The organism is Caballeronia sp. NCF2, assembly GCF_023631205.1.
Lineage (GTDB): Bacteria > Pseudomonadota > Gammaproteobacteria > Burkholderiales > Burkholderiaceae > Caballeronia > Caballeronia zhejiangensis.
Window position 1 is genome coordinate 141,675 of the sequence record NZ_JALQDN010000064.1, and the last position, 21,228, is coordinate 162,902.

Here is a 21,228-nt window from a genome sequence, read left to right on the forward strand (position 1 = left end):
CGGCGCTGCCCGAACGTCACGAAAACAGAAACGAATGAAAGCCAAACGATTCTCGATGATCCGCGATTTCCATCTGGCCGACTGGTTCACGCTGGGCAACGCGGTGTGCGGCACGGGCGCGCTTTTCTCGTCGATGTCCTATCTCGACGACTCCGATGTGCTGCATATCTATCTCGCTTGCGCGCTCGTGTTCGCGGCGCTCGTGTTCGACGTGCTCGACGGCCGCATCGCGCGCTGGCGTCAGAAGGCGTCGCTCTTGGGCAAGGAGCTGGACTCGCTGGCCGATGTGATCTCGTTCGGCGTCGCGCCGGCGATCATCGGCTATGGGTTCGGCATGCGCGGCCTCTACGACCGCGTGATACTGGCCTATTTCGTCGCGTGCGGCGTGTCGCGGCTCGCGCGCTACAACGTCACGACCGAAGAGATGTCGGGCGCAAGCGGCAAGGTCACGCACTTCGAAGGCACGCCGATTCCCACATCGTTTCTCATCGTGCTGCTGCTGACCATCGGCGCGTGGTCCGGCGCGATCGGCGAAAGCATGTGGCTCGGCACGGTGCGTCTCGGCGGCTTCACGCTGCATCCGCTCGTGCTGATCTACGCGATCTCCGGCTCGCTGATGATCAGCCGCATCCGCATTCCCAAGCCGTGAGGATCAGGCGCTGGCCGAAGCCGCGTGATGCCGCCCGATCAGCAGAAAGTGCGCGAGCGCGATGAGCGGAAAGCACGTCGCGACGCTCGCAACGAGCGTCCAGCCGCCGTGCTCGTAAAGCTGGCTCGCGAACGCCGAGCCGAATGCGCCGCCTATGAAAATGCTCGTCATGTAAACGGCGTTCAGCCGGTTGCGGCTCGCGGCGTGTAGCGCGTAGATTTCGCGCTGGCCGAGCACCATGTTCATCTGCACGGCGAAATCGAGCACGATGCCCGTCACGACAAGCGCGCCCACGCCCCACGCGGGATGAATCACCACGGGAAGATACGCGATCGCCGCGAGAATCAGCGCGATGAAGGTCGCGCGCACGGTGTGGCCCGCATCGGCGAGACGCCCGGCGATCGGCGCGGATGTCGCCCCGGTCGCGCCGATCAGCGCGAAGATGCCGATGGCCGTCTGCGAAAGCCCGTAATGACGCGTCAGTTCGATCGGAATGCCGGTCCAGAAGAGACTGAACGATGCGAACATCAGCCCTTGATAAAGCGAGCGATGACGCAGCACCGGCATCGTTCGCACGAGATGCCCGAGCGAGCCGATGAGCTGAAAATACGTCGCCTGATGATCTGGCTTGCGGCTCGGAATCGTGTACGCGAGCACGCTCGTGATGCCGATCATCAACACGGCGGCCGCGCCGAACATCGCGCGCCAGCCGAAGTGGCCCGCGACGAGACTCGATATCGGCCGCGACAGCAGAATGCCGAGCAACAACCCGCTCATGATCGTGCCGACCACTTTGCCGCGCGATTCGTCCGGCGCGAGATGCGCGGCGAGCGGAATCAGAATCTGCACCGCCACCGACGAAAAGCCGATCACGAGCGAGATCAGGAGAAACCAGCCGGGCGTGTGCGTGAACGTGGCGGCCGTGAGACTCGCGATCGACACGAGCGCGGTCGCGATCATCAACTTGCGGTTTTCGAGCAGATCGCCGAGCGGCACGATGAAGAACAGCCCGAGCGCATAGCCGATCTGCGTGAGCGACACGATCAGGCTCGCCGTGCCGCCCGCCATGTGCAGATCGGGCGCGATGAGTTCGATGATCGGCTGCGCGTAATACAGATTCGCGACGATCGCGCCGCAGCAGAAGGCGAAGAGCGCAATGAGGCCGCGCGTGAGTTCGACGTGCTTGCCGCCGTCGCGTGTGGTCGAAGCTGAAGCCGGCATGTAAACAGACCCTGAGGTAGCAGAACGGGACTATACGTTGTCGGCGCATTTCCCGCAGAAAGGGCTCACGCCGTTTCATCAGATGAAAGCGGGCGCTTCGGACCTATACCTTCATGTTATTTCGCGGCACGAGGCGCGTGCGTAAGATGGCTTCCAATCAGGCGTGGATCAGTTCATTGCGCGCCGAAACAGGACAACGCCCTTGCAATCGCCTTCCAGAGTTTCCGTGATCGACGATGACGAATCCGTCCGCGTCGCCTCTTCCAGTCTGCTGCGCTCGCTCGGCTGGGAGGTCAGCCTGTACGCGTCGGCGGAGACGTTTCTCGACGCAGATCCGCTCGACGGCCTCGCGTGCATCATCACCGATCTCAACATGCCCGGCATGTCCGGCCTGCAACTTCAGCAACGTCTGCACGAGCTGAATCTGAACGTGCCGGTCATGTTCATCACCGCGTTCGCATCCGATGCCGCGCGCCGTCAGGCGCTCGACGGCGGCGCGGTGTGCTTTCTCAGCAAGCCCGTCGATGGAACCGCCGTCGCCGATTGCCTCGAACGCATTCGGCAAGGATTTTTGAAGGATTAGAATGCTTCGCGTAATCTGGCGCGGGCCCGGACCTTTCCAACGAACGCCGATGATTGATTGATGGAGACATTCCAGAGCGCGCCGCGCGCGGTGCGTCACGATACGCGCATCGTGTCGATGCTCGCGGCGGCCATCGCGCTCGCCGTGTTTCTGATCGACGCGCTCACGCCGCTCGATATCGCCATCGCGGTGCTGTATGTCGTCGTCGTGCTGCTGATCGCATCGACGGGCAATCGCACCGCGACGGTCGCGACCGCGTGGGGCTGCGTCATCCTCACGCTCGTCGGCTTCATTCTTTCGCACGACGAGAACGTCTCGGGCGGCGCGCTCGCACGCTGCGCGGTGAGCCTGCTCGCAATCGGCACGACCGCCGTTCTCTCGCTGCGCATTCAGGCCACGACGATGCAGCGCAAGCGCATGGAAGCCGAGTTGCAGCGTCAGCGCGATGCATTGAAGCGCAGCGAAGCGTTCCTGCTCGATGCGCAGCGGCTTTCGCTTACCGGCAGCATCGCGACGCGTCTGCCCGCCGGGACGATGTGGTGGTCCGACGAGGCGTATCGCATCTTCGATTATCCGCGCGACATGACGCCTTCCATCGATGCAATTCTCGCGCGCTCGCATCCCGACGACATCGCGATCGTGCGCGGCGCGCATGAAGCGGCGCTGTCCAGCGTGCGCGATATCGATGTCGAGCATCGGCTGCTGCTGCCGGATGGAACCGTGAAGCACGTTCATTACGTGGCGCATCGTGCATCGAGCGAAAACGACGGCGGCGAATACGTCGGCGCGCTGATGGACGTCACCGAAACCAAGCTCGCGCAGGAAGCGCTCGCGCGCTCGACCGCCGAACTCGCGCATGTGACGCGCGTGACGATGCTGGGCGAGCTGGCCGCGTCGATCGCGCACGAAGTCACGCAGCCGATGGCCGCGATCGTCACGAGCGGCGGCGCCGCCTTGCGCTGGCTCAATCGCGCGCAACCGGATATCGCGGAGGCGCAGCAATCGATCGCGCAGATGGTCCGCGACGCCAAGCGCGCGAGCGAAGTCATCGCACGCATTCGCGCGATGGCGAGAAAGCGCGACAGCCAGCCCGCGACGCTCGAAGTCACCGAGATCGTCGGCGAGACGATCGAGCTCGTGCGGCGCGAACTCGCGCGTCATCGCGTGGATGTGCGCGCCGATCTCGCGACGCCGTCGCCGACGGTGCGTTGCGACCGCGTGCAGTTGCAGCAGGTGCTCATCAATCTGATGATGAACGCGGCGCAGGCGATGTCCGCCGTGAACGGGCCGCGTGTGTTGCGTGTGGCGACGCGCGAGAGCGACAGCGATCCCGGTTACGCTCAGATCGTCGTGCAGGATTCGGGCACGGGCATCAGCGACGAGAACGCGCGGCGTCTGTTCGATGCGTTCTTTACGACGAAGGCCGAAGGCATGGGCATGGGCTTGTCGATCTGCCGTTCGATCATCGAGGCGCACGGCGGCAGGATATGGGCGGAATCGCCCGATGAAGGCGGCGCGCGTCTGCTTTTCGTGCTGCCCGAAAACGAGAGAAGAGACGATGAGCAATGACAAGCACGCCGCGATGGTCTACGTGGTCGACGACGACGAATCGATGCGCGATGCGCTGCGCATGCTGCTGCGTTCGGTCGGACTGAACGTGACGACGTTCGCGTCCGCGCACGAGTTCCTTGCGCACGACATGCCCGAAGTGCCGAGCTGTTTGATCCTCGACGTGCGACTGAAAGGGCAGAGCGGTCTCGCCGTGCAGGAGCAGATGGCCGCGAGCCAGCTCGGCTTGCCGATCGTCTTCATGACGGCGCACGGCGACATAGCGATGACCGTGAAAGCGATGAAAGCGGGTGCGAAGGATTTTCTCGCGAAGCCGTTCCGCGATCAGGACATGCTCGATGCCGTCGCGCAGGCGCTCGAAGCCGATGAAGAACGGCGCGCGGCGAGCCGCTCGGTCGCGGACTTGCGGCGCGCGTATGAGTCGCTGACGCCGCGTGAGCGCGAGGTGATGGCGTTCGTCGTGTCGGGTCTGATGAACAAGCAGATCGCAGCGGAGATGAATCTGAGCGAGATCACGGTGAAGATTCATCGCGGCCAGGCGATGAAGAAAATGGCCGCGCGTTCGCTGGCCGACCTGGTGCTAAAAGCCGAAGCGCTCGGCGTGAAGATGCCGCAAGGCGCATCGACGCCGCCGCGCGCCTAGCGGTTTTGCATCATCGAGGGCGCGGTTTCTTCGCTCAACGCGATGCGTTCGAGCGGCAACTGCGTGTCGTAACCGGCGCGATCGAGCGCGCTCCAGTCGTGCGGCGCGCTCAGCGAATACCACGTTCCGAACGCCAGAACGGCGGCGCAAGCGGATAACAGCCTGCGTGTCGATGTATCGCCCATGATGCGCTCCCGATGCGTGACCATGACGTCAGCTTAGAGAAGCGCATGCGCGCGCGCCATTCTACGAACGGCTCGGCGTGCTTATACGAACGTTTGATGCAAGCAAGGCAGGTCTTCGCCATTTCGAAATCGATCGATATATCGGCGCCCGGATCGCGCGTAATCTCCCGTCGTAGTTTTAAGTCTGCCCCCGTTCAGCCGCCGTTGCGTTAGCCCGGCGGCTTTTTTTCGTGTGTACGTCCGCTATCCGCAATACGGCGATGCGCCTTGCTCGGCAAACCATCGGCTTTCATGACGCAAGTCGAACGTTTCGTCCTTCCCGGTTCGTTTCAAAGTCGTTCTATATCGAGCCGAAATCCCGGTCGATATTGTTCATCCGGATCGTTATCCATATTCAGTACGGTTGAGCTAAGCAGATTTCGGGGAGATGAAACGATGGCGAAAGACATTCGAGTCGCAATAGTCGACGATCATCCGATCGTCCTGTGCGGCCTCAATAAAGCATTACTTGAAGCGGGATTCAACGTACGTGGCGTGGAAAGCAGCGCCGACGGTTTGATGAACGTCCTTGAAAATGAAGCGTGCGATGTGGTCGTGGCCGATTATTCGATGCCGGATGCTTCCTCGTTGGACGGCTGGCAATTTCTGACCGCCTTGTCGAGCAAATACCCGAAGTTGCCCGTCGTCGTTTTCAGCGAATTCGACGATCCATTTCTCGTGGGAAGTCTCGCGCAACGCGGCGTCGCTGGCGTGGTCAGCAAGCGCGAAAACATGTCTGAAATGCTTGTCGCGATCCATACGCTCTTCGCTGGCGGGCGCTATTTGTCTCCCGTCGCGCAATCGGCAGTAGAGCGCTTCAATGTGTCGCCGGAGTTGAGCCGCTTCACCGCGCTCACGCGTCGGCAAATGGAGATCGCGGGCTTGATGCTATGTGGTCTTTCTGTATGCGAAACGGCGCGCCTGCTCGATCGCCGAATGAATACGATCAGCTCTCAGCGTGCGGCGGCTTGCAAGCGACTGGGGTTTTCCCGGGAATCCGAGATGTATCGCTTCGCGGCGAGTCACGGATTGTCGTTGGAGCGTTCGCAAATCGGCGTCGAATTCGACGCGATCCGGGGGTAAATGTCATGACTGGCAATCGCGAGAAGCTGAAGGTCGTTATCGCGGATGATCATCCACTCGTCGCATTTGGTCTCCACAAGGCATTGGATGAGGCCGGCTGCGATGTGGTCGGCACGACGCACGACGTCTCCGATCTGATGGATTTACTGGCACACCGCGAATGCGATATTTTGATCGCCGACTATTCGATGCCGGGCAGAGGATCGCCAGACGGATGGCGATTCCTTTCCATTGTTTCGCGCGAATTTCCCGATCTGCGGATTCTTGTCTATACCGAATTTCATGAGCCGTTTCTCGTTGGATCGCTCGAGCAACGCGGTGTGGCAGGGATCGTGAGCAAATCCGACGAGATGTCCGAGGTGTTGACTGCGGTGCGGGAGCTCGAGCGCGGCGCGTCATATCTGTCGCCGACCGCGCGCGCGGCTTTGTATCAGTACCGGAGTAATCCGGAGCTACAGCGCTTCGGGATGCTGACGGCGCGCCAGATGGAGATCGCCGGGCTCATGCTGTGCGGCATTTCAGGCCGCGAGATAGCGAGTTCGATGCAACGTCGCAAGAGCGCGATCAGCTCGCAGAGTATCAAAGTACGCAGCTTGCTGGGCTTCGACCGGCTTTCTGAGCTGCATCGCTTCGCATCGAACCTTGGATTGAAGCTGGACCGGTTCGGTCCGGGCGACCTTTCTCACGCAGCCTGATTCGGGCGGCGTGCCGATGCCCGGTCTATTCAGACCGGGCGCACGCGTTTCGGCGTCGCGTACAGAAACGGCGCGTTTCTCCCACGATCCCTTATCGGTGTACCGGGCTGGATGGCGCGCATCGAGGTGCGCGCGCCGCTAACTGCCGGCTGTCTCGAAGTTCACGCTCTGTCGATTGGGGAACATTCTGAATTCCATCGACGCTTGGCCCGCCGGGCCTTTGATCCACGGTACCCGCTCGGGCAGCCGTGAGGGCATTCGAATTTCTTCTATATGGCGACGCGGCGTCGATCAATAGCATTCGATCCGTGGAGTTGGTCTGCTTTCTGGCACCGGTTCCTGAGTGTGAAAAAGGTGCGCGACTGCGCGTGCGTCGAGCTGAGCGAATTCCTGTCACACGTTGCGCCGTACTCGATATCCGGGACGGCTAAATCTCATTTACTAGGTTTATTTTCGGATGAACAAGAATCGGTTTCGTCGTGTTTTCAGTAAGCGTCATGGCATGCTGGTCGCCGTTGCGGAAGACGTAACAAGCCAGGGCAAGGCGCCCGGCGAAGGCAACGCTTCCTCCTCCTCTTCTCCTCAAAGCGCGAAAATGGGCGTCATTGCAACGATGACGGCCTTTGCGCTCGCGATGTTCGCATCGACCCCTGCGACGAGCTTCGCGCAGGCACTGCCGACCGGCGGTCAAGTCACCGCAGGTCAGGCTTCGATCTCGCAGAATTCCAACACGATGACCATCAATCAGGGCACGCATCCTATCTGCACAGCAACACCTCAACTTCGCTGCAGGACTTTCCGGCTCAGCACAGCAAGCTCGATTCGCTTCAGCTCTCCTTGCAAGCCGACAACGGAGACCGCGCGAAGCAACTTCGCACGAACCAATGGAGCGGCCAGCTCGCATTGACTCTCGGCCATCAAAGCAACGATTACCGATCGTTCGACAGCATGAGCGGGAACGTCGCCGGCAACTACGCCAAGCTCTACGGCGGCGGCTTCGGCACCTACGCACTGTCGCCAAGCGGCAATACCTTCCTCGCGGCGCGCGTGAACGCGCAAGTGTCGAGCAAGAACCTCGACGCGAGCGAGAAGCTCAGCATCGGCGGTCCCAATGCAGTGCGTGCCTATCGTGCCGACGAAGGCTCGCTCGATGAAGGCGTGGTGGCGAACCTCGGCCTGTATCAGCGCGTGCCGGTCGCCGCGGGACATCAGCTTCAGTTCGGCGTCTTCTCCGATCTTGCGTATGGCCGCGTGAATCACTCGCCGTGGACGAACTGGGAGCAAAGCTACGTGAACGTGCCGGGCGTGCAGAACACACGCACGCTCGCAGGCTACGGCGTGAGCGTCGACTGGCTGACGCCGTGGGGCGCGACCGCGTCGGTCGCGGTCTCCAAGGCTTATGGATTTTCGCAGACCTCGTGGGTCGATCCCGGCAAGAAGCCGGCGCAGGTCTGGCTCTCGGTTTCCTGGAATCACTAACGTTCATTTCCGCGCGTCGTCGCTGCTTCGGCAAACGCATCGCACCCTATCAGGATGAAGGAAGACATCATGCAATTCAGCATCAACAAGTTCGAATATCTTTGCTATCGCCGTGATCACGGTGCTGCGGGCCGCGAGCTTCTCAAGCTGCTTGCGCTCATCGACGCCAACTACGGCGTGCTGATGGACGTCGACAGCTGGTCGCAATCCGGCGAGGCGCAGGACATCTTGGACGAGCACTTGCTCACGCGCATCACGTCCGCGATCACTTCGCTTTTGAGCGACCCGGCCTTTCGCTTCTCGGAAGAAGGCATTGCGAGGACGCTGGTTTATCAGCGCTGGATCGCGGGACTGTTCGCGGCGAGTTCGTTCCGCAATGCCGATCACATTCTGCGTTCGTTGGGCGTCAACGAAGATGCACGCTATTCCGTGGAACTGCGCAAGTCGGACATCGACAAGTTCCGGCTGTTTTACACGCCCGAATCCGAAGTGCGGCTCGACTGGGACGCGCTGTGGAAGCATGACAAGGTCGCCGCTGCCGGCCTTGCCACGACCATCCTGTCGTCGCGCTTTCTGGGCACGCCGGCGGCGCATCAGAAGCGCGAGCTGATTCTGCGCTGGCTGCCGGAGCGGCTCGATCAGATCGAAAGCGTGGATGCCCTGCCGATGGGCGTGCTGCACGACATGTACATGCATTGCAGTTACGCGGACCTGCCGGGCAAGCACGACATCAAGAAGCCGATCAACACGCTGATCCGCCGCAAGCTCGCGAGCCTCGGCATTCATGATGTCGAGCGCCAGGCGCGGCCCGCTGCAGAAGGACAAAAGCCGGTGTTGCTGGTCGTGCTCGAATGGTTCTCGAAGAATCATTCGATCTATCGCACGCATTCGCAGACCATCGTCGCGATGCGCGACAAGTTCCACATCATCGGCATGGGTTATGACGGGCGTGTGGATGAAGCGGGCCGCGAAGTGTTCCACGAGTTCATCCCGTTGCAGGGCGACTTGTGGCAAAACATGCGCCAGGTTCGCGACGTGAGCAAAGCGCGCGAGGCGCAGGCGATGTACATGCCGAGCGTCGGCATGTTCCCTATCACGATGGGACTCGCATGCCTGCGCGTCGCGCCGCTGCAGTTGATGGCGCTCGGTCATCCGGCCACGACGCATGGTCATGCGATGGATTACGTCGTCGTGGAAGAAGACTACGTCGGCGACGAAGCGTGCTTCAGCGAGAAGCTCCTGAAGCTGCCGCAGGACGGCATGCCGTATCGTCCGCCCGCCGCGATGCTCGAAGTCGAGCTCGAGCCGCGCAAGCGCGCCAAGTCGGACCCGGTGAAGATCGCGGTCGCGGCCACGACGATCAAGCTCAACCCCGGTTTCCTGCAGACATGCGCGGATATCGCGAATGAAGCATCGGTGCCTGTCGAGTTCCATTTTCTGGTGGGCCAGGCGACGGGCATCACGTTCCCGCAAGTGCGCAATCTGGTACGCCGCCTGATGGGCGACAAGGGCGTCGTCCACAAGCATCAGAGCTATGCGAACTACATGAAGGTCATCGCGGATTGCGACATGTTCCTCAATCCGTTCCCGTTCGGCAACACGAACGGCATCGTCGATACGGTGTGGGCGGGTCTCGTCGGCGTATGCAAGACCGGCCGCGAAGTGCATGAGCATATCGATGAAGGTATGTTCCGTCGTCTCGGCTTCCCGGAGTGGATGATCACAAAGACGACCGAAGAGTACAAGGCGGCGGCGTTGCGTCTCATCGACGATTCGAAAGAGCGCAACCAGCTCGCGCGCAAGTTCGCGGGCCGCAAGGCAGTGGAGAAGCTCATTTTCAAAGGCCGTCCGGAGATTCTCGGTGAGCGCATCCGTGCTTTGCTGAAGGAGAAGGCGGATACGCAAGTCGTAGCAGAAGCACTGTGAGGCAATGATGAAAGAGACCAGTAAAGCAAGCCTGCGCCGTTCGCATGATCCGGCCTTCGTGAACCACTATTTCGTCGGTGAGGGCATCGACATCGGACCTGCGGACGATCCGCTTTCCGCTCACGTCGCCATGTTCCCGAAGATGCGCAACGCCGCGTCTTATCCTTCGTCGCAGGGCGATCTCACGAAGATGGAGGGCGTGAAAGAGTCGACACTGGACTTCCTGCATTCCAGCCATAGTCTCGCCGAGCTCGTTAATCCTCATAAGGCGTTGTCGCGCTGGCTGGAGCTGCTGAAGCCGGGCGGCCATGCGGTCGTGACCGTGCCGGACGAGGATCTCTACGGTAAGGGCACATGGCCGAGCCGTTTCAATCGCCGCCATAAGTGGAGCTTCACGGTCCACAAATCAGACAAGCGCTTGCCGCGTTCCGTCAACGTGCTGGAACTGATTCAGACGATGTCGCCGGTCGCGCACTGTGAGCGAGTCACGCTCGTGCGCAACGGCTACGACGAGCGCGACGCGAATGAGGACCAGACCGCGAAGGGTCTTGCGGAATGCGCGATCGAGATCGTGTTGCGCAAGCGCGCTGTGGCGTCGCCGCGTGAACTGGCGCAAGCCGCGTCGCGTGCGCGCAGCGTGCAGGAAGGTGTCGCTGCATGCAGGGAAGCGCTGCGTACGTATCCGTATCACTTCGATCTTTATCGATACGTGTTGCTGGAACTGCTGCGCTGGGACGCATTGGAAGAAGTCGACTCGATGTGGGAGGAATGCGTGAAGCGCCTGCCTGGGGAACATCACCCGCGCCTTTATCACGTGCTGCACGAGATCGCACGCGGACGGCTGCAGAAGGGCTTTCGCATGCGCGAGGAATTGATGGCACGCTTCGGCTGGAAGCGCCGCACGACCGTCGAGCCGCCGCGTCATGTAACGGAGTGGAGCGGCCAGTCGCTTGAGGGGAAAGCGATTGCGATCTGGAGCGAGTTCGGCCTCGGTGACGAAATCTTCTTCCTGCGTTTCGCGAGATTCTTCCGCGAGCAGTGCGGGGCAAAACGCGTCATCGTCATGTGTCAGCCGCCGCTCGTCGAGCTTTACGAGGCGTCGGGCGAGGCGGACGAAGTCGTGAGCACCGAATCGGCCGCGAATCTTCCGGACATCGATTACTGGGTGTATCCGCACGCGATTCCGGCTCATTTGACGCTCGATCTCGAAGCGTTGCCAAAAGCAGTGCCGTATCTTCGTGCGCCGTCCGCTGTGCCTTCGAAGCTGCCGATCGTCGCGCCGAACAAGCTGAAAGTGGGATTGGTGTTCAAGGGCAATCCCACGCATGAGAACGATCGCGCGCGCTCCTTGCCCTCGCTTGCCGTGCTCGACGATCTGCTCAGGATTCCGGACATCGAGTTCTTCAGCCTGCAGAAGGGCGCCGGAGCCGACGAAGCCGCCGACTACGCGCAGAAGCACGCGAACTTCCACGATGTAGGCGCGCAAGTCACGACGATGGCGGAGACGGCGAAAGCCATCGAGTCACTCGACGTCGTGCTCACGGTGGATACGTCGGTGGCGCACGTCGCCGGTGCGATGGGCAAGCGCGTGTGGATGATGCTGCCGTTCTACGGCGACTGGCGCTGGCACTACACCCGCGAGGACAGTCCCTGGTATCCGACGATGCGTCTCTTCCGCAAGCGTCACGGTTGCGACTGGTCGGAAGTGGTCGCGCGCATCGCCGGGCATCTGAAGATGCTAAGGGCCGATACCACGTGCGTCTGAGAAATTCATAAGACATCCTCAAGACGCGAGTCTGCGGGATGTCTTGCGTCCTGTGCCCAATCACCGAAGACTCCGCGATAGACCCTCTCGCGCTTCGGTGTTTTCGTCTTCGGAAATGACGAAAAAAACGATCTCCCTACATAAGTTCGCAGATCGAAGCAAGACCATTCCCGGATGAATCGTGCGGATATTTTGACCATATCGGGCTTTCGATATTTTTCTATATCGAGCGGAGAGCCCGTCGGCTAAATTCGACCATCGTTGTGGCAGGGCGCAAGTCACGAGCGATGGGCACTCGCTCTGCCTGCGTGCTGGCCTGAGTAAGCACTGTCTTCCTTCGGATCCTGTATGAGCCGGGGTCGACCGTCGTGCCCATTGCACTGAATATCGCCATGTCAATTCTCGAATTTCTGAGCCGAAAATTTCGGCATTACTGCGCAATGGCCGGGCGCGCGTCGTCGATTCTCACGTCGGTTTATTTCGGCTTGTCGTTTCTGCTTCTGGCAGCGCTAGGGGTATCGAGTTGGAATTTGATCGTGCCGATTGCTTTGGTATTCAGCCTTTCGATGATCATCTTTGCTTGCATGCTGCTATCCGAAAGCCGTAAGTACGAACGTGAGGCCAGGCCACCGGTGACATCGATTCCGCTCGACCAGCTCGCGAGTTCGCTTCGTGGAAGCAATGAGCATGAGCAGCGCGGGTCAGGATGCACAAACGTCCGCGCTGCAGACAAAGTGCGTGCGGGACGTGAAGCCGGTGTCGCCGGGAAGATTCGTTTCGCCGGGCGAAACGCACTTCTGACACCGCCGATGTTTCTCCCGGATTGAGCACGTCCTAAAATCCGATAGGCTTCCTTTGCGGGATAGCTCAGGCCCGCCCGACATTCGTGAGTTGCTTTTACATCAATAAATGAGCCGTACGTTTCGGGTTTGGACTCGAAGAGCGGCAACTCAAAAAACGGTTGTTATATGAACGCACGAGGGGACAAGATTCGGATGGTTTTGGCGGACGATCATCCGATCGTGCTGTTGGCTGTAGCCGACCAATTCTCGAAAATTCCGGGTTTTACGATCGCCGCCATGGCTCATTCCGGCGCCGAGTTGCTTCGCGTACTCGAAAAGGAGCCCGTCGACCTTATCATCACCGATCTCGTGATGCAGGGAGAAGACGAGACGGACATAGACGGCTTGCGGCTGATCAGCAAGCTCAAGCGGTCCTTTCCGAACATACCCGTCATTGTGCTGACCATGATGACGAGCGGCGGCATCTACCACGAATTGTGCAAGCTGGGCGTCGCTGCGATCATGAGCAAGGAGGAGCCCGCCAGCGAGCTCAGCCAGGTCACGCTTCGTGCATTGAGCACGAAAGAGACGATCATTTCGCCTAAGATTCAACACCGTCTGGCGCGCGATGGATCGACCCTGCAGGACCTCGCGCGCGAGCAGCCGCTTTCGCCCCGCGAACTGGAAGTGGTGCGCCTCTTCGCGCAGGGCCTTTCGGTGACTGAAATCGCGCGCACGCTGAACCGATCCGTGCCGACCGTCGCCACGCAGAAGCGATCGGCCATGCGCAAGCTGCATGTGGAGAACCACGTCGATCTCGTCAAATACGCGGCCAGAGCAGGACTAGCCTGATGGAGCATGTTTTCGCCGCATCGCGAGATTCTCCTCTGCAGATGCTGCGAATGCTCGAGGACAATCTCAAACGCGAGCGACGCATTTTCGCGGTCGCCATCGGCTTGCTGATTTTCTCTTCGATGTGTGCCGCTTTCGCGGCCATCGTTTTTCTGGTCAATAGTGCTCAGGACCGAGCTTGCCGACGTCCAGTCCGTCATGCGCGGCGTGAATATCGGTATCTTCAGTCGTTACAACATGCTGAAGACGGGCGAGCTACTCCTCGAAGTCACCCCGCAGGACTACCATCCATCGCCCAACGGTCCTCGGGCCGCGCTGCCGTGCGCGCCCTTACCTTCGGACAGCGAAGACGCATCGATGAGCCGGATTTGCAGCGCGGCACTGCGTGCTATTCCCGACGGGAGCTTGCCGTTCTCCCTGCAATTCGCACGGTTCGACGGAAGCGCGTCGTATGGTTTTGAATTTTTCACCAAGCGCGACGCCGATGAGGGACCCGGCACCGAACGATTGCGCTCACTCGTCGATACCGCCAAGGCCACCATGAGTTCTCGCGGCCTCGATCCCGTAAGCGTCGCACGAGAACATAGCGTTCTATGGTTCCGTGCACCGGCCCTGCTGGGTTTCGAGAGTTCGACGATCGTTATGTTCATGGTGGTCGAGAAGAACGATCGACCCGTTGCGTTTGTCTTCACGAAGGTGGACGTCGAGCGTGTGCTGAAATTGGTCCGGCCCGCCGCCCTCAATTCGGAAATAACGATCTTTAGCGACGATGGCACGGTGCTGGCGGGCGATGCATCGGGAGACGCGCGATTCGTCGACAAACATCTCGAGAAGGGGCCGCCTGGCGTATCCCACTGGATCATGGGACACGGATGGGGCGCGCGAATGGAACCGCTTGCGCTCGGCGTCGGCCACATCGTCGTTTCCTTGCCGACGGCGACCAATCTCGCTGTCAAGCGTACGGAAGTGTCGGTTATCGTTCTGGTGGAAGCGGCGCTCTCAACTATGCTCGTGGCGTTATACCGATACTGGAACTACCGCTTCCTGACGCGTACCTATGAGCAGGCTTGCCGCGCGGTGGAAGGCGAGATTCTAAATCATCTGCAGGTGCAGGTGACGCCGGTCGGTTTGTGCATTGCGCTGCGTAGCGATTTCAGCGCCATTGCCGCGAATCAGGTCGCGCGTAACCTGCTCGACCTCGATGCCAGCGCGATGCATCTGCCCGCCGCGCTATGTGTGGCCTTCCATCAACATGGCATGAGCTTGCCCGCAAAAGGCGACGCCGCCGTGATCTGGCAATTCGAATGCACGCTGGAGAAAGCGGACCAGTCGTCGCGTCACCTGAAGATTTCCTACACGTCGGCGGTCGTCAACAAGACCGATGTGCTGTTCTGCGCCATTGCCGACATCACGGAGCATCACGAAGCCGAACGCCTGCTGCGCGAAGCGAAGGAAACCAGCGACGCCGCCGCCAAGGCCAAGCTGAATTTCTTCGCTTCGATGAGCCACGAGATCAGAACGCCGCTGGCGTCGCTCGTCGGCAATCTCGAACTCGTCGCCAGGGGCCCGCTGGCGGCGGAACAGGAAGCCCGCGTCGGTGCGATGCAGGCGTCGGCGGGCGCGCTGCTGCAGGTCGTCAACGATGTTCTCGATTTCTCGAAGATGGACGTCGGGGAAATGCGTCTCAGCGAAGAGCCGGCGTCGATACGCGACATCGTCATGCGCGTGATGGTCGGTCATTCGCCCATCGCGAATCGCCAGGGCTTGCGTTTGTTCGTCGTGATCGACCGCGAGTGCCCGTCACGCTTATGGCTCGATCCGATTCGCGTCGCGCAGATACTCAACAACCTCCTTGGCAACGCGCTCAAGTTCACGTATTCGGGCAAGGTCGTCGTGCGTGCGCGCTGGGTCGACGGCGCGCTCGCACTGAGTGTGGCCGATTCGGGCATTGGCATTCCGGAAGCGCAGCGTCAGATGCTCTTTCAGCCGTTTGTCCAGGGCGACGCGCACCGGCTGACTCAAGCGCGCGGCACCGGGCTCGGGCTCTCGATCTGCGAGCATCTGTGCCGGCTGATGAAAGGGCGCATCGCGCTTGAAAGCACGGAGGGCGTCGGCACGCGCATCACCGTCACGCTGCCGTTGCAAGTGGCTGAGTCGTCGCCGGACGAAGCCGATGCCTTGCTCGTCGGCCGGCCCGCCATCCTGTATCGGGCGAACGAGCATCGCGAGTGGTTCGACGCACTCTTCGATGCAGAGCGCAGTTCGATTACGTACATCACGAACGAGGGCGCGGCGGCGAACGTGGAGGGTTGCGACTGTCTCATCGCGACCGACGAAATCTCGGATGACGAGATCGATGCGCGATGGACAGATCGCGCGCGCGTCATCCGCGTGACGCAGGACGGCCCGCTCGTGCCGGTGGCGAGAGAGAACGGCGAAATAGCCGTCAGCATCTTCGCGGCCAAGGAGTTCCGGGAAGCGGTGCAGATTGTCAGAGACGGGAGGCATCACGCGATCTCCGCGTCGCCCATTCGGTCGGCGCCTCTGCAACCCGCTTCGGCGAATCCCGGCGCGACAGTGCTGATCGCCGAGGACAATCGCCTCAACCGAGGTTTGTTGCGCGACCAGTTGCTGACGCTCGGCGCATCCGTGATCGAAGCAGCCGACGGCGAGGAAGCGCTCGATCTGCTGCGCAAGAACCGCGTGGACCTCGTGCTGACCGACATGGACATGCCGAAGATGAACGGCGCGCAACTCCTGGCGGCCGCGCGTGCCCTCGATCCGTCGATGCGTGTCTATGCGGTGAGCGCGAGTGCGAGCGCGACCGATGTTCAACGTGGTCGCGACGCCGGTTTCACCGACTATCTGACAAAGCCGGTTGCGCTCTCCGTGCTCGCTGACGTGTTGCGCACGTTAGCCGTCGATGAAGGAAACGCATCGGCCGATGATGCGTCGCCGCCACGATTGCCGACGGTGCCGGCGCCGTATGTCGCCGCCTTCGTCCAGCAGATCGGCGAAGACATCGCCGCGCTCGACGCGATCTGCTCGCAGCGCGACGCCCCGGCGCTGCGCCGCTGGGCGCACAAGCTTGCGGGCGGGCTGTCGGTGCTCGGCCCGTCCATGCTCTTCGATGAGTGCGAGGAATTGCGCGCGACGCTGAGGGAGGCGGGCAACTGGGTCGAGGACGTCGAGACATACGTCTCGCTGATTCGCTCGGACCTTCTCGAACTGCGCGACCTGCATCGCGACACGATCCACGGTTAGGCCGACGCGCTGACCCATCCCGGATTGCAAACGTTCGGCCCGCAAAAACTGACGAACGGCCGTCAAGTTCGACCGTCAGCGGCCGTTTACACGCATATGAAAAGGCGCCGCCTACCTGGCGAGTGACCTTCCCAGAGCGCCTGGCTCGCCGCGACGCGTCGCGCGGCACCCCGAGGCGGCGACGGCAACCCCGACAACCGCTCGATGTCTCCCGCATGCGTCAGATTTACTCAAAGATGCGCCTCGCCAGTCTGGCCGTGGCGTCGCTCGTTTCGTTCTCGTCGTCCGCTTTCGCCGACGATCCGCCCGCCGTGCCGCTCACCGGCGGCAAGCTGCTGCTGACGGGCGGCGTCTCGGAAGTCGAAGGCGCGGCGGGCGGCGGCCTCACGCCGTGGGCCGTCATCGGCGGATACGGCACCGCGCGCCAACTCGGCGCGAACGCGCACGGCACCTACATCCGCACGCAGGATTACGCGCTCGGCACGTGGGGCCTGACCGTCGGCGTCGCGAATCGCGTCGAGCTGTCGCTCGCGCGTCAAAGTTTCGATACGCGCGATGTCGGCGCGAAACTCGGCCTCGGCGAGAACTTCAAGTTCAATCAGAACATCTTCGGCGTGAAGGTGCGGCTGTTCGGCGACGCGGTGCTCGATCAGGACACGTGGATACCGCAAATCGCCGCGGGGCTGCAGTTCAAGCACAACGAACAGGGCGATATCGTGAAAGCGGTCGGCGCGGCGAGCAATTCCGGCACCGATTTCTATCTGTCCGCGACGAAGCTGCTGCTCGCGCAAAGCCTCCTCTTGAACGGCACGCTGCGCTTCACGAAGGCGAACCAGTTCGGCCTGCTCGGGTTCGGCGGCGACAAGTCGAACGCGTATCACCCGGAATTCGAGTCGTCGGTGGCGTATCTGCTGACGAAGAACGTCGCGATCGGCGGGGAATATCGGATGAAGCCGAACAATCTCTCGTTCGCGCGCGAGCAGGACGCGTACGACGCGTTCGTCGCGTGGGCGCCGAACAAGCACGTCTCGCTGACGGCGGCGTATGTCGCGCTCGGCGACATCGCGACGGTGAAGAATCAGCGCGGCCTCTACGTTTCGATGCAGGCGGGGTTCTGACGATGAAAATCCGCCACGCCGCAATGCTGGCTCTCACGCTCGCCTGCGCGAACGCGCACGCCGACGAGGCGCTCTACGAACAGTTCGGGGAGCAAGCAGGGCTGACGAAGATCGTCGACGACATGTACGACAACGTGCTCGCCGATCCGCGCACCGCGCCGTATTTCGACAACGCGCCCGTCAAGCGCATCAAGCAGAAGCTCGTCGAGCAGATCTGCGTGCTGCTCGACGGCCCGTGCGTCTACACCGGCCGCCCGATGCGCCGCACGCACGAAGGACAGAACATCGACCGGGCCGCGTTCAACGCGCTCGTCGAAGACTTGCAGGCCGCGATGGACAAGAACGGCGTGCCGTTCCACGCGCAAAACAAACTCCTGGCGAAGCTCGCGCCGATGTACCGCGACGTGCAAGACCGCGAATGAACATGCTCAAATTTTTCATCACGCTGCTGGCGTTCGGCGCGACGATCGCCCACGCCGGGAGCGTGCGCGTGCAAGTGGTCGATCAGGCCGGCGCGCCCGTGCCCGACGCCATCGTCTATGCGCTGCCCGTCAACGGCAAGCCGCCCGCGACGAAGCCCGCCAGCGCGGTCATCGATCAGATCAAGCGGCGCTTCGTGCCGATGGTCTCCGTCGTGCAGACGGGCGCGTCGGTGGCGTTCCCGAACAAGGACAACATCGAGCACGACGTCTATTCGTTCTCGCCGCCCAAGCGCTTCGAGCTGAATCTGTATCACGGCATTCCCGCGAATCCGGTCGTGTTCGACAAGCCCGGCCTCGTCGTGATGGGCTGCAACATCCACGATTCGATGGTCGCGTATCTGCTGATCGTCGATACGCCGTGGTTCGCGAAGACCGACGCGCACGGCGCCGCGACCATCGACAATCTGCCCGCCGATGCGTACAAGGTGATCGCGTGGCATTTCCGCCAGAGCGATCCGAACGCGCAGCCGACGCAGAAGGTCAACGCGGACGGCGCGGTGAAATTCGCGCTGCAACTGCGCCCCGCCGAATAGGACGCCCGTCACGATGCTCTTTCACAGCCTGCGCGCGCGAATCGCGCTCGTCTTCGTCGTGCTGATGCTCGTCGCGCAGGCGGCGGCGTTTCTCGTCATCAACTCGGTGATTCTGAAGAACGCGCATCGCAACGCCGAAGAGCAACTGTCGGTGGCCGAGCGCGTATTCGCGCAGATTTTGCGCGGCAATAGCGAACAGTTGACGCAGGCGGCGAGCGTGGTCGCGCTCGACTTCGGCTTTCGCGAAGCGGTCGCGACGCACGACAGCAAGACGGTCGCGTCCGCGCTGCGCAATCACGGCGACCGCGTTCATGCGGACGTCGTGATGCTCGTCGATCTCGACGGCAAGCTGATCGCCGATAGCGGCGGCGTCGGGCGCGAAGGCATGGCGTTTCCGTTCCCGAAGCTCATCAGGACCGTCGCGACGAAGGGCGATGCGTCGTCGTTCGGCATGATCGGGCCGCGCGCGTATCAGCTCGTCGCGGTGCCGGTGAAAGCGCCCATCGCGATCGCGTGGGTCGTGATGGGCTTCGCGGTCGACGATGCGCTCGCACGCGATCTGAGCTCGCTTACGTCGCTCGACGTGTCGTTTCTCACCGTCGGCGACGACGGCAAATGGGGCGTGCTCGCAAGCTCGCTCCCCCACGACGCACGCGACGCGCTGACGGATCAGGCGCAACTCGCCGCGAACGGCTACGCGACGCGCGTCATGCGGCTGCACTCCGAAGGGCGCACGGTCGCCGTGCTGCTCGAACGCTCGCTCAACGAGGCGCTCGCGCCCTTCAAGCGCCTGCAGACGACGCTGCTGCTCATTACGCTGCTCGGCGTGCTCGTGTCGATCGTCGGCAGCGTGCTGATGGCGCGCTCGGTCACGCGGCCGATCGCGGCGCTCACGCAGTTTTCGAAGCGCATCGGGCAGGGCGATTACGCCGCGCCCATCGAGATTCGCCAGAACGACGAAATCGGCGAGCTGGCGCGCGCGTTCAATCAGATGCGCGACGGCATTTCGGAGCGCGAGAAACGCATCACCGAGCTCGCGTACATGGATCGGCTCACCGGCCTGCCGAATCGCGCGCTCTTCAACGACCGCCTGCAGCAGGCGATCGGCGCGGCGACGCGGAGCAAGCGCCCGCTCGCCGTGATGATGATGGACCTCGACCGCTTCAAGTACGTGAACGACACGCTCGGGCATCCGATCGGCGACATGCTGCTGTGCGAAGTGGCGAAGCGCCTGCGCGCGGCGCTGCATCGCAAGACCGATACGGTCGCGCGTCTGGGCGGCGACGAATTCGCCGTCCTTCTGCCGACCGACGATCTGGCGTCCGCGCGTCTTCTCGCCACGCGCATGCTGAACGCGCTCGAAGAGCCGATCACGATCGAAGGGCAACTCGTCGATGTGGGCGCGAGCATCGGCATCGTCACGTTTCCGCAGAACGGCACGGACATGAACGTGCTGCTGCGCCGCGCCGATATCGCGATGTACGTGGCGAAGCGCTCGAATCTCGGCTACGCGCTCTACGACGAACGTCACGACCAGAACAACGCCGAGCGTCTTTCGCTGATGAGCGAGCTGCGGCAGGCCGTCGAGCACGATCAATTGACGCTCTACTATCAGCCGAAGGTCGATCTCGCGACGCATCGCGTGAAATATGTCGAGGCGCTCGTGCGCTGGGATCATCCGACGCGCGGCTTCGTCTCGCCCGACCAGTTCATCCCGTTCGCGGAGCAGACCGGCTACATCAAGACGATTTCGCGCTGGGTCGCCGACAAGGCCATCGCGCAATGCGCCGCGTGGCGCCGGCAGGGCATCGAGCTGGCCGTGTCGGTGAACGTGTCGGCGCGCGAGCTGATCCAGTCGACGCTGCCCGAAATCTTCCAGGGACTGCTCGACAAGCACGGCGTCGCGCCGGAATCGATCTGGATCGAGATCACCGAGAGCGCGATCATGGACGACCCGAATCACGCGATCGAGACGCTCGACCGGCTGCACGCGCTCGGCATTCGCCTGTCCATCGACGATTTCGGCACTGGGTATTCGTCGCTGTCGTATCTGAAGCGCATGCCCGTCGATGAGCTGAAGATCGACAAATCGTTCGTGATGGGCATGTTCCAGCACAAGGACGATGAAACCATCGTGCGCTCGACAATCGATCTCGGGCACAACATGGGACTGAAGGTCGTCGCGGAAGGCGTCGAAACCGAAGAGATGCTGGAGCGGCTGAAGGCGCTGCGCTGCGATCTGGCGCAGGGCTATCACCTGAGCCGGCCGCTGCCCCCCGCGAAGCTCGAAGCGTGGCTCGACGCGTGGCGCGCGTCGAACGAGCAAGCGCTGATCGCCGGGCCGGAAGAGGCGTAGGCTC

The 21,228-nt window shown here is 62.0% G+C and carries 19 protein-coding genes; 17 read left to right on the forward strand and 2 right to left on the reverse strand.

The annotated features are described in order from the left end of the window. The first annotated feature begins 34 nt into the window (after positions 1–34). On the forward strand, positions 35–649 hold the full coding sequence (pssA, locus tag NCS02_RS23760; RefSeq protein WP_033535860.1) for a CDP-diacylglycerol--serine O-phosphatidyltransferase: 615 nt from the start codon (positions 35–37) through the stop codon (positions 647–649). Between the two features lie 3 nt (positions 650–652). Here the strand turns inward: pssA and NCS02_RS23765 are convergent, their stop codons facing one another. Continuing rightward, positions 653–1,870, reverse strand: coding sequence for an MFS transporter (locus NCS02_RS23765; protein ID WP_250503508.1), 1,218 nt, complete (start codon positions 1,868–1,870; stop codon positions 653–655). Between the two features lie 202 nt (positions 1,871–2,072). Between NCS02_RS23765 and NCS02_RS23770 the strand changes: the two genes are divergently transcribed. Genes NCS02_RS23770 through NCS02_RS23780 form a run of 3 tightly spaced genes read left to right on the forward strand, consistent with a single transcriptional unit; the run spans position 2,073 to position 4,665 of the window. Continuing rightward, positions 2,073–2,453, forward strand: coding sequence for a response regulator transcription factor (locus tag NCS02_RS23770; RefSeq protein ID WP_033535859.1), 381 nt, complete (start codon positions 2,073–2,075; stop codon positions 2,451–2,453). 60 nt (positions 2,454–2,513) lie between these two features. Further along, positions 2,514–4,022 carry a sensor histidine kinase gene (locus tag NCS02_RS23775; RefSeq protein ID WP_008347370.1) on the forward strand — a complete coding sequence of 503 codons (1,509 nt, stop codon included), beginning with the start codon at positions 2,514–2,516 and terminating at the stop codon, positions 4,020–4,022. Further along, positions 4,012–4,665 carry a response regulator transcription factor gene (locus NCS02_RS23780; protein ID WP_008347372.1) on the forward strand — a complete coding sequence of 218 codons (654 nt, stop codon included), beginning with the start codon at positions 4,012–4,014 and terminating at the stop codon, positions 4,663–4,665. Before NCS02_RS23775 ends, NCS02_RS23780 begins: the two co-directional genes overlap by 11 nt. On the opposite strand, the gene NCS02_RS23785 is transcribed toward NCS02_RS23780, so the two are convergent. Continuing rightward, a complete protein-coding gene (locus NCS02_RS23785) occupies positions 4,662–4,850 on the reverse strand; it encodes a hypothetical protein (protein WP_250497424.1) in 189 nt (62 codons plus the stop codon). The genes NCS02_RS23780 and NCS02_RS23785 overlap by 4 nt on opposite strands. Before the next feature lie 435 nt (positions 4,851–5,285). Between NCS02_RS23785 and NCS02_RS23790 the strand changes: the two genes are divergently transcribed. From NCS02_RS23790 to NCS02_RS23850, 13 genes are all read left to right on the forward strand, one after another. Further along, on the forward strand, positions 5,286–5,972 hold the full coding sequence (locus tag NCS02_RS23790) for a response regulator transcription factor (RefSeq protein ID WP_008347376.1): 687 nt from the start codon (positions 5,286–5,288) through the stop codon (positions 5,970–5,972). Between the two features lie 5 nt (positions 5,973–5,977). Continuing rightward, on the forward strand, positions 5,978–6,667 hold the full coding sequence (locus NCS02_RS23795) for a response regulator transcription factor (protein ID WP_250523308.1): 690 nt from the start codon (positions 5,978–5,980) through the stop codon (positions 6,665–6,667). A 457-nt stretch (positions 6,668–7,124) separates the two neighbouring features. After that, on the forward strand, positions 7,125–7,574 hold the full coding sequence (locus NCS02_RS23800) for an ESPR-type extended signal peptide-containing protein (RefSeq protein ID WP_250503510.1): 450 nt from the start codon (positions 7,125–7,127) through the stop codon (positions 7,572–7,574). 41 nt (positions 7,575–7,615) lie between these two features. After that, positions 7,616–8,146, forward strand: a complete 531-nt coding sequence (locus NCS02_RS23805; protein WP_250503511.1) for a BamA/TamA family outer membrane protein — start codon at positions 7,616–7,618, stop codon at positions 8,144–8,146. 69 nt (positions 8,147–8,215) lie between these two features. After that, complete coding sequence (locus NCS02_RS23810) at positions 8,216–10,072, forward strand: peptide transporter (RefSeq protein ID WP_250523309.1); 1,857 nt, start codon at positions 8,216–8,218, stop codon at positions 10,070–10,072. A gap of 58 nt (positions 10,073–10,130) precedes the next feature. After that, positions 10,131–11,837, forward strand: a complete 1,707-nt coding sequence (locus NCS02_RS23815) for a methyltransferase domain-containing protein (RefSeq protein WP_350029899.1) — start codon at positions 10,131–10,133, stop codon at positions 11,835–11,837. 392 nt (positions 11,838–12,229) lie between these two features. Then, complete coding sequence (locus tag NCS02_RS23820; RefSeq protein ID WP_175982002.1) at positions 12,230–12,664, forward strand: hypothetical protein; 435 nt, start codon at positions 12,230–12,232, stop codon at positions 12,662–12,664. A gap of 168 nt (positions 12,665–12,832) precedes the next feature. Further along, a complete protein-coding gene (locus NCS02_RS23825; RefSeq protein ID WP_008347384.1) occupies positions 12,833–13,471 on the forward strand; it encodes a response regulator in 639 nt (212 codons plus the stop codon). 198 nt (positions 13,472–13,669) lie between these two features. Then, positions 13,670–16,735: a hybrid sensor histidine kinase/response regulator gene (locus tag NCS02_RS23830; protein ID WP_250523310.1), complete on the forward strand. Its 3,066-nt coding sequence runs from the start codon at positions 13,670–13,672 to the stop codon at positions 16,733–16,735. Between the two features lie 215 nt (positions 16,736–16,950). Then, positions 16,951–17,853 (forward strand): DUF3034 family protein, encoded by a 903-nt coding sequence (locus NCS02_RS23835; protein WP_250503513.1) that lies wholly within the window; start codon positions 16,951–16,953, stop codon positions 17,851–17,853. Between the two features lie 2 nt (positions 17,854–17,855). Continuing rightward, complete coding sequence (locus NCS02_RS23840; protein WP_250437036.1) at positions 17,856–18,275, forward strand: group I truncated hemoglobin; 420 nt, start codon at positions 17,856–17,858, stop codon at positions 18,273–18,275. 2 nt (positions 18,276–18,277) lie between these two features. After that, positions 18,278–18,868 carry a methylamine utilization protein gene (locus tag NCS02_RS23845; RefSeq protein WP_250520017.1) on the forward strand — a complete coding sequence of 197 codons (591 nt, stop codon included), beginning with the start codon at positions 18,278–18,280 and terminating at the stop codon, positions 18,866–18,868. 13 nt (positions 18,869–18,881) lie between these two features. Further along, complete coding sequence (locus tag NCS02_RS23850) at positions 18,882–21,224, forward strand: bifunctional diguanylate cyclase/phosphodiesterase (RefSeq protein ID WP_250503515.1); 2,343 nt, start codon at positions 18,882–18,884, stop codon at positions 21,222–21,224. Positions 21,225–21,228: the final 4 nt, after the last annotated feature.

What these genes read in the sequence shown, in the direction of transcription:
- pssA (WP_033535860.1), top strand. Translation starts at nt 35, where the DNA reads ATGAAAGCCAAACGATTCTCGATGATCCGCGATTTCCATCTGGCCGAC.
- NCS02_RS23765 (WP_250503508.1), bottom strand. Translation starts at nt 1,870, where the DNA reads ATGCCGGCTTCAGCTTCGACCACACGCGACGGCGGCAAGCACGTCGAA.
- NCS02_RS23775 (WP_008347370.1), top strand. Translation starts at nt 2,514, where the DNA reads ATGGAGACATTCCAGAGCGCGCCGCGCGCGGTGCGTCACGATACGCGC.
- NCS02_RS23780 (WP_008347372.1), top strand. Translation starts at nt 4,012, where the DNA reads ATGAGCAATGACAAGCACGCCGCGATGGTCTACGTGGTCGACGACGAC.
- NCS02_RS23785 (WP_250497424.1), bottom strand. Translation starts at nt 4,850, where the DNA reads ATGGGCGATACATCGACACGCAGGCTGTTATCCGCTTGCGCCGCCGTT.
- NCS02_RS23790 (WP_008347376.1), top strand. Translation starts at nt 5,286, where the DNA reads ATGGCGAAAGACATTCGAGTCGCAATAGTCGACGATCATCCGATCGTC.
- NCS02_RS23795 (WP_250523308.1), top strand. Translation starts at nt 5,978, where the DNA reads ATGACTGGCAATCGCGAGAAGCTGAAGGTCGTTATCGCGGATGATCAT.
- NCS02_RS23800 (WP_250503510.1), top strand. Translation starts at nt 7,125, where the DNA reads ATGAACAAGAATCGGTTTCGTCGTGTTTTCAGTAAGCGTCATGGCATG.
- NCS02_RS23805 (WP_250503511.1), top strand. Translation starts at nt 7,616, where the DNA reads ATGAGCGGGAACGTCGCCGGCAACTACGCCAAGCTCTACGGCGGCGGC.
- NCS02_RS23810 (WP_250523309.1), top strand. Translation starts at nt 8,216, where the DNA reads ATGCAATTCAGCATCAACAAGTTCGAATATCTTTGCTATCGCCGTGAT.
- NCS02_RS23820 (WP_175982002.1), top strand. Translation starts at nt 12,230, where the DNA reads ATGTCAATTCTCGAATTTCTGAGCCGAAAATTTCGGCATTACTGCGCA.
- NCS02_RS23825 (WP_008347384.1), top strand. Translation starts at nt 12,833, where the DNA reads ATGGTTTTGGCGGACGATCATCCGATCGTGCTGTTGGCTGTAGCCGAC.
- NCS02_RS23830 (WP_250523310.1), top strand. Translation starts at nt 13,670, where the DNA reads ATGCGCGGCGTGAATATCGGTATCTTCAGTCGTTACAACATGCTGAAG.
- NCS02_RS23835 (WP_250503513.1), top strand. Translation starts at nt 16,951, where the DNA reads ATGCGTCAGATTTACTCAAAGATGCGCCTCGCCAGTCTGGCCGTGGCG.
- NCS02_RS23840 (WP_250437036.1), top strand. Translation starts at nt 17,856, where the DNA reads ATGAAAATCCGCCACGCCGCAATGCTGGCTCTCACGCTCGCCTGCGCG.
- NCS02_RS23845 (WP_250520017.1), top strand. Translation starts at nt 18,278, where the DNA reads ATGCTCAAATTTTTCATCACGCTGCTGGCGTTCGGCGCGACGATCGCC.
- NCS02_RS23850 (WP_250503515.1), top strand. Translation starts at nt 18,882, where the DNA reads ATGCTCTTTCACAGCCTGCGCGCGCGAATCGCGCTCGTCTTCGTCGTG.